This is a genomic window from Bradyrhizobium sp. LA2.1 (assembly GCF_040547725.1).
Lineage (GTDB): Bacteria > Pseudomonadota > Alphaproteobacteria > Rhizobiales > Xanthobacteraceae > Bradyrhizobium > Bradyrhizobium barranii.
Window position 1 is genome coordinate 352,532 of sequence record NZ_JBEPQI010000003.1, and the last position, 15,861, is coordinate 368,392.

Here is a 15,861-nt window from a genome sequence, read left to right on the forward strand (position 1 = left end):
CCCCTCTTGGCCCTGCTGGTGCCCGCGGGCCACTTCCCCGGAATCCCTATAGCGCAGTTCCATTACCAAGTAATTGGGCATTATGGCTAAAATCCTGATGCGACGCAGCAAATCCAGACAGTTGAGAGCAGCTTAGAAGTAGCGGGCCGTAGCTGAAGGGAATGTGAATAAGTCCCTGATATCCTTCCCTTTAGGAACGCAGGCTCTAATTCGCCGTTGGCGTGGAACACCGTATGACGGTATCTTGGCGTAACGGGTGTCGCGCACGGCTGCGCGACCAGGGGTGAGTTCGATGAGCTTGGCATTGTTGATTGTGGGGATTTTCGCCGTCCTGGCGGGCCTCCTTACGATCCTGTTCGGCTTCACCGTTAGGGAGGCCAGCCTCGGCAGCACCCTCATAATCTCCGGCACCATTGGCGTCTGCTCCGGAATGTTACTGGCCGGCCTCTACGTCGTGGTCGTGGAACTGAAGGGCATCGCCCGCCGGCTGGCCGGATCGGCCGCGCCGGGCGAGGTTCGGGTCAGGCCCGTGCTGCCGGGCCTCGCGGTACCTGGCGCGCCAGTGTCCGAGCCCCCGGTATCGGCGACGAAAACCGAGCCACCACCGGCCGCGGCTCTGCCGCCGTGGCAGAGCGAGGCCGCCGCGCGCGAGCGTCCGCGCGCCGAACCGCCGCCGGAGCCGGAAGCTCCGACACCGCCTGCGGCTCCGGAAGCGCCGCGCCGCCGCAATCTGTTGTTCGCATCGTCCTCCCGCAAGGAGCGCGAGCGCGCGGAGGCGAAGGCGACAGAGAGCTTGCCGCCGCAGCCTCATGACGAGCCCACGGAACCGGCCGACCCGGAGAGTCAGCCGGCGAGCTTCGACGATGCCTGGCCGAGGCCGGACCGTATGCGGCCACCGGAACCGCCGGCCGCCGGGCGTCGCCCGCCGCCGCGCTCGCCGTCGATCTTTACCGAGCCCGGCCCGCCGCCGCCTCCCCCCGAACCGACGCCGGTCGAGCAGGCGCCCGTGACCGTGCTCAAATCGGGTATCGTCGACGGCATGGCCTATTCGCTCTATTCCGACGGCTCGATCGAAGCGCAGATGCCGGAAGGCATGATGCGCTTCGCCTCGATCGACGAACTGCGCGCCCATCTCGACCAGCGGTCGTGAGACCGCCGCGTCCAAGTAGAGCGCCATCGTTCTTGTCACTTCGTCAGTAATCAGCTCATATTCGTCAGTCGTCTTATTTCGGCCGAATGTATTGTTGACACGGAATACTTAGGCGTCGTCTCCCGGCGAGACGCAAGGTCAGGGAAAGGTCGGGCCCATGTCGGATAACGGGGCTAAGAATTTCATCGAGCTGACGGCGAGCATCGTGTCCGCCTATGTCGGCAACAACCCGACGCCGGCGGCCGATATTCCGAACCTGATCAGCCAGGTGCATGGCGCCTTGGTGCGCGTGTCGTCAGGCCGCACCGAGACCGCGCCGCTCGAGCCGGCCAAACCGGCGGTGTCGCTGAAGAAGTCGATCGCGCCGGACTATCTGGTCTGTCTGGAAGACGGCAAGCGCTTCAAGTCGCTGAAGCGCCATCTGCGCACCCAGTACAACATGACGCCGGAGCAATATCGCGAGAAATGGGGCCTGCCGGCCGACTATCCCATGGTCGCGCCGAACTACGCGGTGGCGCGCTCGCAACTGGCAAAGCAGATGGGACTGGGACAGCAGCAGCGGAAGCGGAAGTAAAGCTACGCGCTGGATCCCGTAGGGTGGGCAAAGGCGCGAAGCGCCGTGCCCACCATCTTTCTTCAATCGCGCTGGAAATGGTGGGCACGCTTCCGCCTTCGCTCTTCGAGCTACGGCGGACAAGTCGCTTTGCCCACGCTACGAAGCTTCTTCACGACGCTTCCGCGAGCGCCTCTTTCGCGTCGGTCTTGATACGTTCGACCATCGAGCGCAGGCCGTTGGAGCGCTGCGGCGTCAGATGATCGCGAAAGCCGAACTCGTTGAATACCGCGATCGCGTCGGTCGCAAGGATCTGCTGCGGCGTGCGGCCGGAGTAAAGCGAGAGCACGATCGCGACCAGACCGCGCACGATGTGGGCGTCACTGTCGCCGCGATATTTCAGGATCGGGGCGCCGCCATCGCGATCGACCAGCTTCTGGAGCCAGACCTGGCTGACGCAGCCATTGACCTTGTTCTCGGCCGAATGCTCGGATTCGGGCATCGGTTCCAGGGTGCGGCCGAGCTCGATGACGTACCGGTAGCGGTCGTCCCACTCGTCCAGAAGCTCGAAATTGTCCCTGATTTCGTCGATCGTCGTCATGCTGGCCCAATGTTCCCGTTCAGGCCAATATAAGGATGCGAGGACGCGAAATCGATAGGGTTTGGGCGCTAATTCGCCGGCGCCGCTGCAGGGCCGCGCCATTCCAGCGCGAGGTCGTCCTGGCTCAGGGTGTCGCGCGGCGCCTCGCCCGAGGCGGCATCGCCTTCGCCGGCCAGCGCGATCGAGCCGGTATGATCGGGCGCCTTCTTGTCGGTCTTCTCGAGCTGCTCTTTCTTGTCGTTGATGATCTGGTAGATCTTCTTCGCGCCGTCCTGTGCGCGCTGGCCGATGATGGTCGCGGCTTGGCCGCCGACCTCGCAGGCCGCCGGCTGGCGCTTGCAGAACTGGGTCACGTCGGAGACGGCCGCGGTCGCAGCCTGCACCGCATCGGCGGCGCCGATCTGCGGCAGCTTGTCCGATTCGGGCGTCTTGTCCCGCGGCAGGAGCACCAGAACCAGCCCGAGCCAGAATGTGATGCGGAGCAGAAAGCGCATCTTATCGACCTGTATGTTAGATCCCGCCGCGGCGATGCCCGCGAGGCGCCGGACCTAGCAACTCTCGATAAATCGCAAGTGATTGCCTTCCGCTTAATTCGCGGAAAATCTACGCAAGAATCTTCCTGAACCGCCACGTCGTAAATTTTCGATTGACGCCGGAGCCCCGTGATTTCGGTGGCGCCGCTTGTCCACCAATTCGAAACCATGCGGGGACTGGTGAAACCCTGTGTTCACCATCCCCGATGATGACGTGGTCAAATCGCCTAAAAATCTCCGCGATGACACAGTGTCCGGCGGCGGGCCGCATTGCCTTAGCACTCGTTTAAGGTCGCTCTGACACGGTGGCTCAACGATAAGGAGGCGTTCCGGCGCGTCTTCTCGACGAGTGGGCCGAAGCGCGAGACCCGTGACAGTTTTGAGTATCATCCGCGATTGTCTCGATGCACTGCTGCATCCCTCCGCGCGTTACGACGCGCTGACGCGAGCGCGCCATCGTGCCTTCATGGCGCCGCGGCTGCTCGGCAGCCTGGCCGCGTTTGCCGCATTCCCGGTCTATCTCGCCACGCGCGGCGCGCCGAGCGCGATCGAGGTCGCCGCCTTCGCGTGGCTGATCGCCCCCATTCTCCTGTCATGGTTCCTGTCGCGCACCGGCCGCTATGAAGGTGCCCATGTGCTGTCGTCGCTGGCGCTTGCCGGCCTGATCATGGCGGTTGCCGGCACCACCGGCGGCATCGAATCATTCGCCGCGATCTGGCTGGTCGTGGTTCCCCTGGAAGCCGCGTTGTCGGCCTCGCGCCGCGTCGCGGCCTTTGCCTCCCTGCTTGCGCTGTCCTGCGCCGGCGTCCTGATCCTTGCCGGCCAGCTCGGCTGGCTTCCGGCCGGAGACGCCAGCGCCGCACAACGCGGCGTGCTGATGGCGTTCGGCGTCGCCTCGGCGACGCTCTATGCCGCGGGCCTCGCCTTCGGCGCGGAATCGCTCGCGCGCACCAGCGTTGCGCTGCTGTTGCGCGAGGAAGAGCGCTATCGCCTGCTGGCGCGCAACATGAGCGACGTCATCTCGCGGCATCGGCGCAACGGCGCTGTGCAGTTCATCTCGCCGGCGGTGGAAGCCATGCTCGGCATGCCTGTCGCGCAGCTGCTCGGCCACGGCCTGTTCGACCGCGTCCACGTCGCCGATCGTCCGGCCTATCTCACGGCGCTCTCCGATGCCGCGCGCGGGGACGTGCGCAGCGTCGAGTTCCGGCTGCGGCGGGAGCCGGCCGGATCGGAGCGTGGCCAGGTCGATTTCATCTGGGTCGAGATGCGCTGCCGGCCGCTCGACCAGGACATGGGCCGCCAGGATATTGACGGTGACGCCACGCGCGAAGCGGAAGTCGTCGGCGTGATGCGCGACGTCACCGATCGCAAGCTCGCGGAGCAGGCGCTCGATCAGGCGCGCAGCGCCGCGGAAGCGGCCGATGCCGCCAAGACCCGCTTCCTCGCCACCATGAGCCACGAGCTGCGCACGCCGCTCAACGCCATCATCGGCTTCTCCGAGATGATCGCGCAGGAGCAGACCCTGATGCTGGGTGCGGCCCAGCGCAAGGAATATGCCCAGCTCATCAACGATTCCGGCCAGCATCTGCTCTCGGTCGTCAACGGCATCCTCGACATGTCGAAGATGGAATCGGGCAATTTCGAGATTGCGTCGGAACCGTTCGCGCCGCGCGCATCTCTGATGCATTGCTGCAATCTGCTGGCGCTGAAGGCGCGGGAGAACGGCATCGACCTCATCACCGATGCGCCGCAGGACCTGCCTGTCATGACCGGCGATCCGCGCGCCTTCAAGCAGATCGTGCTCAATCTCGTCGCCAACGCCATCAAGTTCACCGAGCGCGGTGGTCAGGTCACCGTATCGGCCGCGGTGTCCGGATCGCAGCTCGCGCTGCGCATCAGCGACACCGGCGTCGGCATTGCGGCAGATGATCTCAAGCGCATCGGCGCGCCGTTCTTCCAGGCCGGAAAAACTTATCAGCGCCGTCACGAAGGCACGGGTCTCGGGCTTTCGATCGTGAAGAGTCTGGTGGCGTTGCATCTCGGCGAATTGACTGTACAAAGCAGGCTCGGCGAGGGCACCTCCGTCACCGTCAGATTGCCGCTCGTCTACACGCCGCCGCAGGCCAAGACGTCCGATAGAATGGCGGCCGAGAGCAAGATCGCGACGCTGACGCCGGTGCCGCGCCAGGAGCTTCAGGACCAATCTCACGACCAACCCGCTCTGGTGAAGAAAAGTGCCTAAGAAGTCTGCCAAGGACGAAGCCGCTCCGCGCCGCCGTGGCGCCAAGGCCGCGGTCATCGATGTCGAGACCGAGCGCAATCTTGCGATGCGCATCCTGCTGCACAGTCCCAAGGACACGCTGGCCGGTCTCGTCGCCGTCGCCGCAGTCAGCGCGATCGTTGCCAACGCGCTGTTCCTTCAGACCGGCCGGCATCCGGCGCCGATGTTCGGCACCGTGATCAATCTTCCCGCGCCGTCGTCCGTGCCGCTGTCGAACCCCTTGCCGCGTCCGCGCCCCGTCGGCGCGGATACCTCGCCGCTGGAGCCGAGAGCGACGGAATTCCGCGCCGAGCCCAAGCCTGTCGAGCGCGCCGCCGAGAAGGCCCCCGAGAAGCCGGTCGAGGCGACGGCATCGACGCCGCGCGCGGGCGATCCGATGACCAATCTGGTCAAGCAAACGACGTCGGCGCCGCCGCAATCCGTCGCCATCGCGCGTCCGCCGGCGCCGATTCCCGTCGCGCAGAGTCCGGCCGCGCGGCGTATCGCCGGCGTGCAGCGCGCGCTGTCCGAATACGGCTATGGCAATTTGAAGATCACGGGCACGATGGGCGCAGAGACGCAGTCCGCGATCCAGAAATTCGAGCGCGAGCACAAGATGCAGGTGACGGGTCAGGTGTCCGACCGCCTGCTGCGCGAGCTTGGGGCCGCGATCGGCCATCCGGTCGAATAAGCGTCATTGTTGCGCGCAGGCTGGTGCTGATTGCAGCACTGGCCTATCGTGCTCTTCATGCGTTTGAAATCAAACATCTGGGTTTCCGCCTACCTGCGCCGGTGCCAGACCGAAGGCGTGTTCGGGGCGGTGCGTCGTCGCGGTGCCGAGGAGGCGGGCGCGGTATTCGTGAAGGTGTCGCTGCTCGACGGCAACGCGATGCTGTACGTACCGGCGCCGCAGACCGTCTATGACGACGGCCGGCCGGTCGATCGCTTCTTCGTGCCACTTGCCGCGCAGCCGATGCCTGAGCCAGCAGTCGAGGAGCGCCTCACCAAGGAAATCCGCTTCGATCCGGACGCCTGGATCGTCGAGACCGAGGACCGCAAAGGCCGTCACTTTCTCGAGTTGGCGAAGACCTAGCGGTCCGATCCGTCGGTGCCCGTCCGCACCGCAGGCGCCGAGCCCGGCTGCACGCCCGGCCGGGTCTGGCTCGCGCCCGCGCGCGCGCGCTGGCGTTCGCTGTCATGCAGCGAGGACTGGTATTTCGCGCGCGTGACCGCGAGCGTCGAGCCGCGCCAGGCCGCCAGCATCACCAGCGCGGAGCGGTCGCTGAGCCGGTCGTAGAGCCGCGACAACCGGTACACCGCATCGACCGACGTGCCGATCTCCGGCTTGAAGAACAGGAGGATGCGCTGGAAGTTCGGGCTCGGCATGTCGAGCGCGCGCGCGGCGATTGCGAGCGCTTCGCCGCCGGCATCGTCGACGATCTGGGCGGCGACGCGCGAGGGCAGGATCAGGCTGTCGCCGAGCTCGTAGGTGAAATTCTCGACATCGTTGGCGATTGCCGCCATCTCCAGGATCTGGATCGCACGCTTGGCGCGCACGGTCGGAATCCGCGGCGCGGCCTTCAGCGGGGTCTGCGCCAGATTGTGCAGGACCAGCGCGCGCTGGGTCGCATCGGCGCGGAAGAACATGTCGTGGATCTCGGCCGCTTCCTTCGGCTGCATCGCCATGTTGGCGGCCAAGCGCAACTCGGCGTCGGTCGGCGTGCGAGCAGGCGAAGCCGCCTGCGGGGAGCTGCGAATTTCGCGCGCGAGCGGAACCCTGCGGCCTTCCTGGGTCGCAACCAGCCCGAGTTTCTGCAGGACCGGGACGGGCGTCAGCGGATAGATCGCAAGCTTCGCCTTGACGGCCGCGCGCGTCGCATCGTCGACCTGGTCGATCAGCCGCGTCGCAAGCTCGATGAACTGGCGCTGCTCGTCGTCGCTGTGGGTGGGCGCCTGGACATAGAGGTCCGTCAGCACGCGCAGCAGCGTCGGGCGAACATCAACGCCTTCGCGACGGGAGAGGCTCATCAGCCCGTCGAATCCGGGAAACAGCGACTTGGTCATGGAGAGATACGCGACCTGGGAAAGATACTCGTCCGCGAGCCTAACGCAGGTTCCTTTAAAGGCTCGTTAAGGAAAACGAGGCGTGAAGTCGACCCCATCATTTCAGGTGTTGTCGTCCCGCAACGGGACGCGGGAGGCCGCCCGTGAAGTTACGGTCCGGCAGGCGCGTTTACACCCCGTTAACCATGAACTGATCTTAATGAACGCACGTTGCACCAGCGCGCTCGGTCGCGCGGCAATTGATAGAGAGCTGATATGGGGACCATTATCGAATTTCCGGCCGGTCGCCGGGCAGGCTCGTCGGGGGATGCCACGCCGCGTACGGAAACGGGAACGATTCTGATCCTCCCCGTGATCCGCATCGAGCGCCAGACGGAAGAGACCAGCGGCGATCGCGGGCCGGAGCAGGGCACAGCGCCGGGGCGCCGTCGTCGTCGCCGCTAGCATCCGGCTCTTGCAATGCCGGATGCCATCCGTCAGATCCGGCCTGTCGTAACGGCCGTCCTGCTCGCACTCGTCGGTGCGACGCTCGGCGCGTGCAGCGGCGGCGATTTCGGCCGCACCCGCGCTGACATGCGCAGCGACGACATGCATCGCTGGCTCGGGGCCGAGGCCACCGGCAGCGTCGGCCTGAAGTCGTCCCAATTCCAGCTCACCGACGCGGAGCGCCAGCTTCGCGATCTCGCCTATCCCATGATCGAGCCGCCGCTGTCGCGGCCCGCCTGGAAGAGCGTATTCGGCGACTACAGGGCGCTGCCGTCGCCCTGGCAGCAGAAGGTCGTGTTCGACCGCACCATGTATGGGCGCACGCTGATCGACGAGCCGCATCGCTCGCATTCATCGCGCTATGCGCAGCTGATCGAGGACGTGCGCAACGACATCACCCGTTTCGAGCCGTTCTTCGGCTCCGCGATCCGCGTCATCGATCTCGACAGGAAGCGCGATGCGACCATGGCGCGGGTCTCCGAGCTCTCGCCAAGGGAGAGGGATGATGCGGTCGCGCGCATGCGGGAGAACTCGCTGATCATCCAGTGGGTGCAGCTGTGCCTCGAGCAGCGCGTCTCGTCCTATCGCTGGGCGCTGGAGCGTCTGGTGATCCAGGCGCCCGACGGCATGGCCGCCGATGCCGACCGCCTGATCGGCGAGCTCGCGGCCCAGACTGCCAATCCGCCGGTTGCGGCCCAGCCGCCCTATGGCCGCGCAGTCATCTCGAAGGGCTAGGACTTCCTGCGTTTGTTGCGCCGTGGGCCGGTCGGATCCGGCTTGCGCCGCTGCTTCTGAAGTTTCCCGACAAAATCCTTCAGCGCATCCGCCAGCGGCACTGATGCGCGATAGGCAAGCCCGACCTCGCGTTTGACCTTCACCTCGATCTCGCGCACCGCGACGTCGGGATTGCCGCGCGCCACGCCTTCCGGGACGATGGCAATGCCGACGCCGGCCGCGACCAGCGCCATCGCCCAATCCTCCGATTGCGCGATCGCCGCGGTCTGCCTTCGTTGTGAGTTCCGACCGAAGAATTCGCTTTGCTCGCAATGGCAGCGGTCGATCAGGGGGACGCCGGCGAGATCGGCGGTCCGCAGCTTCTCCTTCAGCGTCAGCGGATGCGAGGGCGGAAGTGCGGCGACATAGCGCTCGCTCCACAGCGCGACGAAATGCTCGTCGGCGCGCAGCATGCTCTTCGAGATGATGCGCGCATCGGCGCGCTCGTCGCTGCCGACGAGGCGAAGCGCGATGTCGGTGCGCGCCGTCAGCGGCTTCAGCAGCGCGATCGTTCGGGGGATGTCGAGCGTGCGCATCAGTCCCAGCGTGACGGTGGTCTTCGTATTCGGCTTCCTGAACAGGCTGCGTGCGGCGTCCGCATCGTCGATGATGCGGCGGGCCAGCGCATGAAACTGCTCGGCTGAGGCGGTCGGCGCGACGCCCTTCTTGTGCCGGATGAACAGCGTGGTGCCGAGCTCGGCCTCCAGATGGGTGATCGCGGTCGAGATCGACGGCTGCGATACGAAGCATGCGCGCGCCGCCGCGGTCAGATTGCGCTCGCGGTACACGGCGGCGAAGTAGCGAAGCTCGCGGATGTCCATAAGATGAACCTAGAGATAGTATCAGTATTCAATATTTTACCTATAGATCGCCCGGTGGCAAGAACGCCCTGCTCACAACAGCAGGAACGCGCCATGAAGATCCACCACCTCAACACCGGCACGATGTGCCCCATGGGCCGCCGTCTTGTGAACGGCACTGGCGGCCTGTTCCAGCGCGCCCGCCTGGTCTGCCATTGCCTGCTGGTCGAGACGAAGGACGGACTCGCTCTGGTCGACACCGGCATCGGTCTCGGCGATATCGCAACGCCCGATCGGCTGGGGGGCCGATGGCTGCGCCAGACCGCGCCGAGGCTGGATCCGGCGGAGACGGCGGTCGAGCAGGTGAAGGCGCTCGGCTACTCGCCCAGCGATGTGCGCCACGTGCTGCTGACGCATCTCGACCGCGACCACGCCGGCGGCGTACCGGACTTTCCCCATGCCGCGATCCACGTCCATCGCGCCGAATACGACATGGCGGTGGTACGCAAGCCCGCGCCGCCCGAAGGGCGCTATGTCACGGGGCAGTGGAGCCATGGGCCGCGCTGGACATTCTATGGCGAGGCCGGCGAGGACTGGTTCGGCTTCAAGGGCGTGCGCGCGCTCGGCGACAAGGAAGCCGACATCCTGATGATCCCGCTCGCTGGCCACACGCTCGGCCATTGCGGCATCGCGGTGCGATCAGGTGACAAATGGCTGCTGCATGCCGGCGACAGCTATTTCCACCACGCCCAGCTCGACCCGTCGCCGCGCGTGCCGTTGATGCTGGGTTATTTCCAGCGCCGCGGCGACATGGATCGCAAGATGCGGATCGCCAACCAGGCGCGGCTGCGCGCGCTGAAGCTCAACCACGGCGACCGCGTGAGCATCGTCAACAGCCACGATCCCGTCGCCTATGAAAGCTGCCGCTGCGCTGCGCATTAGGGTGTCGAAGCCGGGCCGCCGGTTATGCGCCCGAACGCACTGCTTGAGTCCGGAGCAAGCGGTGCTTCACCGTTCGGGCGATTGCCGCCGGCGCGTCGTCGGGAATCGCAAAGCATGAGCTCGCGTTGATTTCGCACAGGACGTACGTGTCGGTGCCCGCGGCGTCGCGGGGCCCGTACAGGAAGTCCGCGTCCCAGATCACCGGCAGCGACGGCTCGTCGATGCCGAGCGTGTCCATCAGCTGCGGCGTCCATTCGTCCTCCATCGATCTTCGGAGCGCCTGGAATTGCGAAGCATCGGGTCCGTACATGATCCGTGGGCCCGGCTGAGCCTCGGGTGCGTCGGGGCCTTCCGGCGGCGGCGGGATCAGGGCCTTGATCAATTGATGCCCGAAGCCCGCGACCTTGGCGCCGCTCATGTAGCAACGGATCATGCCGTCGGGCAGACGGGGTTGGAACGCCTGGTCGATGATGCAGCCGCCCCATCCGAAATACGGTTCGCAGCGGGCGAGCAAGGCATCGAGCGGCATGTCCTCGGGTAGACTGCCGCGTTGGGCATGCAGCACGCGAACCATGGCGTCCGCGTTGGGCTGGGCCTCCACCTTCCACACCCCTTGGCCACCATTGCCGCGATTTTGCTTGAGCACGCGCGGACCGTTCGCCTGAAGGCGCGCGGGAAATTCGGCGCGGAAGCTTGCGGCGGTGTCATAGCGATGCGTGTCGGCTCCCCAGCCGAGATGACGCGTTCGGTAGAGCACCTCCTTGACGCCCATCTTCAGGATCACGTCGGGATGTGCGCTCACCCATGGCCCTTGCGCCGCAACGTCGCGAAGTAGCGGGTCGAGGGCCTCGCGCGTCTTGCCCTGATGGATCGGATCGACCCAGACGAGCACGCCATCGACGGCGAGCAGTTGATCGCGGACGGCGCCGGCGAAGATCTCGTCGTAGATCACCGGCCGGGCTTCGATGCCGACCGCGGCGAGTGCTTCGAAAACGCGGACGAAGCGGCTGTTTTGTGCCGTCGTGTCCCGGCGCGCGGCAGCGTCGCCGCGGGAGAGGATGGCAACGGTAGGGCGGAGAGGAGGGTGGCGTTCGGTATCCATGCGCAAGCTCCACGAATGGCGTGCTGCGCAGAGCTTGGACCGAGGTCTCACGGGGAGTCTGCTTCGTCCCCACGCCGATCAATCTACGTGAGATCGTCCGGCCGTTGCAAGATGGTGTTTGTGCGGTTCCATCCAGATGGCGAACGCTTCGCGCGCGCCGCTACGGTGGCGGAGGATAGCGGTCGAATGTCGGCAGTTCGTGCGCGCGCTCCATCCATCGAAGGCGCTCTGCGACCTGGATGTGCATCGTCGCCGGTACGGCATCGGGATCGTCGTAGGTCGCGCTCTGGACGTCGATGACCCCGGGCAACATGTCGGCGTTGACATAAAACAGGCCGGTTCCGCAGTCGCCGCAAAAGTGCCGCCGCGCATGTTCCGAGGAGTGATACACCTTGGGCTCGCCTTTGGTCACCTTGACGGCATCGTCCGCGTACATCGTCCAGCCGACGACGGGAGCGCCCGCGTGAAGCCTGCAATCGCGGCAGTGACACAGCGCGTGCACGATCGCTTCGCCCTCGACCCGATAGCGGATCGCGCCGCAGTGACAACCGCCGGTGATGGTGCTCATGCGTTCCTCCCGATGGAAGCGAGGTTTCGTTGATCGATAGCTCTCGAGACCTGCGGCTTCAACGGCGCAATCGATTTGCGATTGCGTCCTACTGTCGCGTGACAACTCCTGCCACGGCGCGGGCGATGTGATCCGCGACTACCATTTGAACGAAGCTGCGACCTCGTAGCTGCGCGGCGCGCCGAGGATGATCTGGTCGGTGTAACCCGGATCGCCCCAGGCCGCGTAGAGCTTGTTGGTCAGGTTCCTCACGCGAAAGCTGATCCGGGTCTGGTCCACGCCCGGGAAATAGGCTTTGGGGATGTCGACGAATGCGAACGCGTCGAAGATCGTGTAGGCGTCCATCGTGACCAGATTGTCCTGGAAGTTGAAGCGGTCGCCGACGTGACGGACGAGGCCGCCGATCTCCACCGGCAGCTTCGTGTCGAAGCGATAGGAGGCGCCGGCGTTGGCGATGAAGTTCGGAACGTTGGGCGGTGTCTTGCCCGAATAGGACTGGAAGTCGCCATTGCCGTCGACATAGGTGAAATCGATGAAGCGCGACTGCACGAAGGCGACGTTGCCCCATAGTTTCAGGCCCGCGACCGGATTGACCGCGGCGGCGATCTCGACGCCCTTGGAGGCCATCTTGCCGGCGACGTTGAAGAGGATGCCGCTTTCGGGGACGTAGACGTTCTTGCGCTCGATGTCGAAGGCCGAGAACGTGGCCTCCGCGCGCTTGTCGGCCGACAGCACTTTCACGCCGGTCTCGTAGGTCCGCGACGTCGTGAGCAGCAGCGGCGTCGTGGGCCTGAGGATGAAGATGTTCGCCACCGTCGGGTCGGCTGCCGTCGCGTACTGGCTGTAAAGCATCACGCCGGGCGCGATGTCCCAGGTGTAACCGATGCGTCCGGTGACCGGATTGAACGTCTTCGAGAAAGGATAGTTGGCTTTCAGGAGGCCATTCTCGTCGAAGCGGGTCCGCGACAGCTCGATATTCTCAAAACGGATGCCGCCGATCAGCGCAAAGGTCGAGGTCAGCTTGAGCCGGTCCTCGAACGACAGCGAGGCGGTGTCGAGATGGGTGTAGATCTTCTCGTCGCTGCGCGGGCCGTAGAGGCCGCGGTCCGGATTGAGGAGGTCGACGTAGTCATTGAAGAACAGCGTGTCCTGCGAGACGTTGAACTGGTTGCTGCTCGCCGCCACGGTGGCGACGAAGCGATTGTCCATTCCGCCGAGATTGGAATTGACGGTGAGGTCGGTGATGTTGCCGTAGAGCCGCTGCGCGTGATCGAGCGCCAGGCGCTCGCGGTAGATGCTCTGCGCGCCTGCGAAATTGCCTACGGTCTGGTCGAACGACGAGATCTCGTTGTTGAACCAGTGCCGGTGGGCGTCATAGCCATAGACCTGGCTCTTCAGCGAGATGTTGTTGGTGATGTCCCATTGAAAGCCGCTGCGCAGCCAGAGCTCGTTGGCGCCGCTGTGATTGTCGAGCACGTTGTAGTTCGTGGTCAGCGTGCGCGCGTCGATGGTGACCGGGACCGGCGTGCCGCCGCCGAGGTAATAGTTGCTCCAAAGGCCGGAGACGACGCCGTACGTCGGCACGATGCCCGGCGCGTTCGCCGGCACCAGCGGCGTCCCCCAGTAGAAGCGGTCGTTGTCCTGCCTGTATTCGGTCGCGCCCCAGATCTTCAGGTTCTCGTTGACGCGATAGTTCAGCTGGCCCGAGACGTTGCTGAGCTTCGAATAGGTGTCGTCGATAAAGCCCTTGTTGTTGAAATGGCTGATGTCGAAGCGGTAGTCGAGGCCGTTGATCAGCGTGCTGCCGCCCGAGCCGTATCCGGCGCGATAGCCGTTGAAGGAATCGTAGGAGGTGAAGGCGTCGTTGACGATTGGTCCGGTGTGCGGCGCCTTGTTCACGTAGTTGATGGCGCCGCCGGTCGCACCGAGGCCCGCCACCAGCGAGTCCGGTCCCTTGATGATCTCGACCTGCTGGAGGCCAGCCACGTCCATGGGACGGCCGGTCATGGTCGACGGCCCGATCGGGATGCCGTTGTAGAGCGTGGAGATCTGGTCGCCGGAAAAGCCACGCATCGAGAAGATGGCGGGCGCGCCGGGCGCATCGCCGCCGGTGACGCCGACTGCAGCCTTGGCGACGTCGGTCGTGGTCCGGATGCCCAGGTTCTGCATCGTCTGCTGACTGATGACCTCGACGGTCGCCGGCATCTCGCGCGCCGTGATGCCGAGCCGGGAGCCGACGTCGGTGACGGCTGCCGTGTTGAGCGGCGTCTGCACCGGGCCGCTCGGAGCTTGCGTGGCCGGAACGGCGACAGCAGGGGCGCCACGATTGCGTCCCGCGGCGCGCCGGGCGGCGCGCTGCTTCTGAGTGCCGGGGCTGACGGCAGGAGCCTGTCGCGGCGCAGGCGGCGACACGATCACCGGGCCGACCTCCCGGGAGCGGTTGTCCTGCGCCGCGCTTTGCGCGAGCGCCGCGGACGACAAGGACACCGACGAGAGCAGAGTAATCAGGAAAGCACGCGATAACGCTGGCCTTGCGCCAGCACGGAAATGAAGATTTTGCACGACAACGCTCTGCGGCGACGCAAACAAACCGTCACCGCGGTTGCCTTAGTCATCCACCTTCGCCCCAGGCGGCGGATGCACCGGCTACTTGTCCGACATCAGGGCACCCCGCCCAATGCGTTCGCGCGTGACCATGGCTGGTAGCAGGTTTCCTGGCTCGCGGGTCATCGCCTTCGACCACCTTCCCAGAGGCCCAAGCGGGGCTCCAGTGGTTTGTTTGGTCGTCGACTATCCGCCTACAGTTGCGGGGGCAGCCGCGGAATTGCCCACTGAGGTGGACGCACCGCATTCCCTTGAAGAGTCCTTGCGGACACTACCGATCACGAAACTGGCATCAGGGGATGAGCGCGTCAACATCCGCGCGGGCTGCTGGACGGGCCGGTCGGTCGATGGTGGCCTTGTGTTGCTGTTTTGCACGATAGTCCGAAGGGGTGCGTCGAAACGTCCAACCCGGCCTCCGGACGAGCCTGGGTAACGAACGCTTGACCACGATCAATGACTGCCTTTGGTGTCCGAATATGCTACTGAGGCCGAGTTCCGGCCCGACAAGGTAAGTCGATATTGATGCAGTTCGTCCGTACCATCGTGGCAGTCGCCATCGCCATATCCCTGGCGATGCTGCCGGTTGGCGCGTCCGCGGCGAACCTCGCAATGTCGTCGGATGGCATGCAGACGGCCATGCACATGAACGGCGACGCCGACATGTCGATGGACGATTGTTGTCCCGACATGAAGGGAACGGGCTCCCATAGCGGCGGCTACAAGTGCGGTATGGGCTTCTGCTGCGTTGGTGGGATCATCGCGCTCGGTGATGTCAGGCCCGTGGCGTTCGAACGTCTCGCGGTCGTGGCCAGCACGATGGCTATCCCCCCGGATCAGGTCGTTTCCTTCCGCGGCGGCAGTCCTCCTTTCCGACCTCCTCGAATCTGATCTCGCAAAGCCCGAGACGCGAGCGGCAGGCCTGCTCGCGACGACGACTGACGTGCGCGCTTCAAGCGCCACGGCGAAAGATCAATTCATGAGGACAGGACAATGCTTTCCAAGATCAGCACCGCGGCTCTCGCCGCCACCCTTTCGCTTGCCGCTTCCGCCGCGATGGCGGGCGCGGGCGACTACGCCTTCGAGCCCGTCACTCCGCAGATGAAGAAGGGCGAAGACGTCACGCTCGCCGTTCGCCTGACGAACAAGCAGACCGGCAAGCCGATACCGGACGCGGTCATCTTCAAGACCCGCCTCGACATGGCCCCGGACGGGATGGCCGAGATGGAATCGGCGGTCGCGCCGCTGCCGTCCAGGGAGCCGGGTGTGTACGCCTTCAAGACGGACCTGCCGATGGCTGGCCGCTACCAGATGACGCTGTCTGTGAAGGTGCAGGGCGAACCGGAGACGGTCACCGGCAAGGTGATGGTCACGGCGGTCAAGTGAGCGTTCGGGCGCTGCCCGGCAGCGCCCGACATTCCCCTTTT

General features: G+C 65.2%; 17 protein-coding genes and 1 riboswitch. Of the genes, 10 read left to right on the plus strand and 7 right to left on the minus strand.

The features are described 5' to 3' along the window. The first annotated feature begins 292 nt into the window (after nucleotides 1-292). Both ABIB95_RS07120 and ABIB95_RS07125 read left to right on the plus strand, forming a co-directional pair. Nucleotides 293-1,150: a DUF308 domain-containing protein gene (locus tag ABIB95_RS07120; RefSeq protein ID WP_354238346.1), complete on the plus strand. Its 858-nt coding sequence runs from the start codon at nucleotides 293-295 to the stop codon at nucleotides 1,148-1,150. Between the two features lie 157 nt (nucleotides 1,151-1,307). Further along, on the plus strand, nucleotides 1,308-1,724 hold the full coding sequence (locus ABIB95_RS07125) for a Ros/MucR family transcriptional regulator (protein WP_063984587.1): 417 nt from the start codon (nucleotides 1,308-1,310) through the stop codon (nucleotides 1,722-1,724). A 151-nt stretch (nucleotides 1,725-1,875) separates the two neighbouring features. Here ABIB95_RS07125 and ABIB95_RS07130 read toward each other — a convergent pair whose 3' ends face one another. Then, entirely contained in the window at nucleotides 1,876-2,304 is a 429-nt protein-coding gene (locus ABIB95_RS07130; protein ID WP_166098574.1) for a SufE family protein, read from the minus strand. A gap of 68 nt (nucleotides 2,305-2,372) precedes the next feature. Further along, nucleotides 2,373-2,798: a DUF5330 domain-containing protein gene (locus ABIB95_RS07135; protein ID WP_071915657.1), complete on the minus strand. Its 426-nt coding sequence runs from the start codon at nucleotides 2,796-2,798 to the stop codon at nucleotides 2,373-2,375. Between the two features lie 409 nt (nucleotides 2,799-3,207). On the opposite strand from ABIB95_RS07135, the gene ABIB95_RS07140 reads away from it, so the two are divergent. From ABIB95_RS07140 to ABIB95_RS07150, 3 genes are read left to right on the plus strand one after another with little or no spacing between them, the layout of a single operon-like run. Beyond that, a complete protein-coding gene (locus ABIB95_RS07140) occupies nucleotides 3,208-5,079 on the plus strand; it encodes a PAS domain-containing sensor histidine kinase (RefSeq protein WP_354238347.1) in 1,872 nt (623 codons plus the stop codon). Further along, the gene (locus tag ABIB95_RS07145; RefSeq protein WP_063984584.1) at nucleotides 5,072-5,788 is read left to right on the plus strand and encodes a peptidoglycan-binding domain-containing protein; all 717 of its coding nucleotides are present in this window, start codon (nucleotides 5,072-5,074) and stop codon (nucleotides 5,786-5,788) included. Before ABIB95_RS07140 ends, ABIB95_RS07145 begins: the two co-directional genes overlap by 8 nt. Before the next feature lie 57 nt (nucleotides 5,789-5,845). Beyond that, on the plus strand, nucleotides 5,846-6,190 hold the full coding sequence (locus ABIB95_RS07150; RefSeq protein WP_063986550.1) for a DUF1491 family protein: 345 nt from the start codon (nucleotides 5,846-5,848) through the stop codon (nucleotides 6,188-6,190). Here ABIB95_RS07150 and ABIB95_RS07155 read toward each other — a convergent pair. Continuing rightward, nucleotides 6,187-7,161, minus strand: a complete 975-nt coding sequence (locus tag ABIB95_RS07155; protein WP_354238348.1) for a DUF2336 domain-containing protein — start codon at nucleotides 7,159-7,161, stop codon at nucleotides 6,187-6,189. The genes ABIB95_RS07150 and ABIB95_RS07155 overlap by 4 nt on opposite strands. Before the next feature lie 255 nt (nucleotides 7,162-7,416). Here ABIB95_RS07155 and ABIB95_RS07160 point away from each other — a divergent pair, with 255 nt between their 5' ends. Beyond that, nucleotides 7,417-7,605 carry a hypothetical protein gene (locus ABIB95_RS07160; protein ID WP_014496746.1) on the plus strand — a complete coding sequence of 63 codons (189 nt, stop codon included), beginning with the start codon at nucleotides 7,417-7,419 and terminating at the stop codon, nucleotides 7,603-7,605. Between the two features lie 15 nt (nucleotides 7,606-7,620). Next, nucleotides 7,621-8,382 (plus strand): hypothetical protein, encoded by a 762-nt coding sequence (locus ABIB95_RS07165; RefSeq protein ID WP_354174776.1) that lies wholly within the window; start codon nucleotides 7,621-7,623, stop codon nucleotides 8,380-8,382. Here the strand turns inward: ABIB95_RS07165 and ABIB95_RS07170 are convergent. After that, nucleotides 8,379-9,242: a LysR family transcriptional regulator gene (locus ABIB95_RS07170; RefSeq protein WP_354238349.1), complete on the minus strand. Its 864-nt coding sequence runs from the start codon at nucleotides 9,240-9,242 to the stop codon at nucleotides 8,379-8,381. The two genes, ABIB95_RS07165 and ABIB95_RS07170, sit on opposite strands and share 4 nt — an antisense overlap. 93 nt (nucleotides 9,243-9,335) lie before the next feature. Between ABIB95_RS07170 and ABIB95_RS07175 the strand changes: the two genes are divergently transcribed. After that, on the plus strand, nucleotides 9,336-10,163 hold the full coding sequence (locus ABIB95_RS07175; RefSeq protein ID WP_354174780.1) for an MBL fold metallo-hydrolase: 828 nt from the start codon (nucleotides 9,336-9,338) through the stop codon (nucleotides 10,161-10,163). Between the two features lie 22 nt (nucleotides 10,164-10,185). Here ABIB95_RS07175 and ABIB95_RS07180 read toward each other — a convergent pair whose 3' ends face one another. The 3 genes from ABIB95_RS07180 to ABIB95_RS07190 form a co-directional block, all read right to left on the minus strand. Next, the gene (locus tag ABIB95_RS07180) at nucleotides 10,186-11,265 is read right to left on the minus strand and encodes a Cj0069 family protein (protein WP_354238350.1); all 1,080 of its coding nucleotides are present in this window, start codon (nucleotides 11,263-11,265) and stop codon (nucleotides 10,186-10,188) included. A 160-nt stretch (nucleotides 11,266-11,425) separates the two neighbouring features. Then, nucleotides 11,426-11,833, minus strand: a complete 408-nt coding sequence (locus tag ABIB95_RS07185; protein ID WP_354238351.1) for a GFA family protein — start codon at nucleotides 11,831-11,833, stop codon at nucleotides 11,426-11,428. Between the two features lie 138 nt (nucleotides 11,834-11,971). Beyond that, the gene (locus ABIB95_RS07190) at nucleotides 11,972-14,320 is read right to left on the minus strand and encodes a TonB-dependent receptor (RefSeq protein WP_354238352.1); all 2,349 of its coding nucleotides are present in this window, start codon (nucleotides 14,318-14,320) and stop codon (nucleotides 11,972-11,974) included. A gap of 200 nt (nucleotides 14,321-14,520) precedes the next feature. Beyond that, nucleotides 14,521-14,728, minus strand: a riboswitch (cobalamin riboswitch). 231 nt (nucleotides 14,729-14,959) lie between these two features. On the opposite strand from ABIB95_RS07190, the gene ABIB95_RS07195 reads away from it, so the two are divergent. Continuing rightward, a complete protein-coding gene (locus ABIB95_RS07195) occupies nucleotides 14,960-15,325 on the plus strand; it encodes a hypothetical protein (protein WP_354238466.1) in 366 nt (121 codons plus the stop codon). Nucleotides 15,326-15,427: 102 nt separating this feature from the next. After that, nucleotides 15,428-15,820 (plus strand): FixH family protein, encoded by a 393-nt coding sequence (locus ABIB95_RS07200; protein ID WP_354238353.1) that lies wholly within the window; start codon nucleotides 15,428-15,430, stop codon nucleotides 15,818-15,820. Nucleotides 15,821-15,861 lie beyond the last annotated feature (41 nt).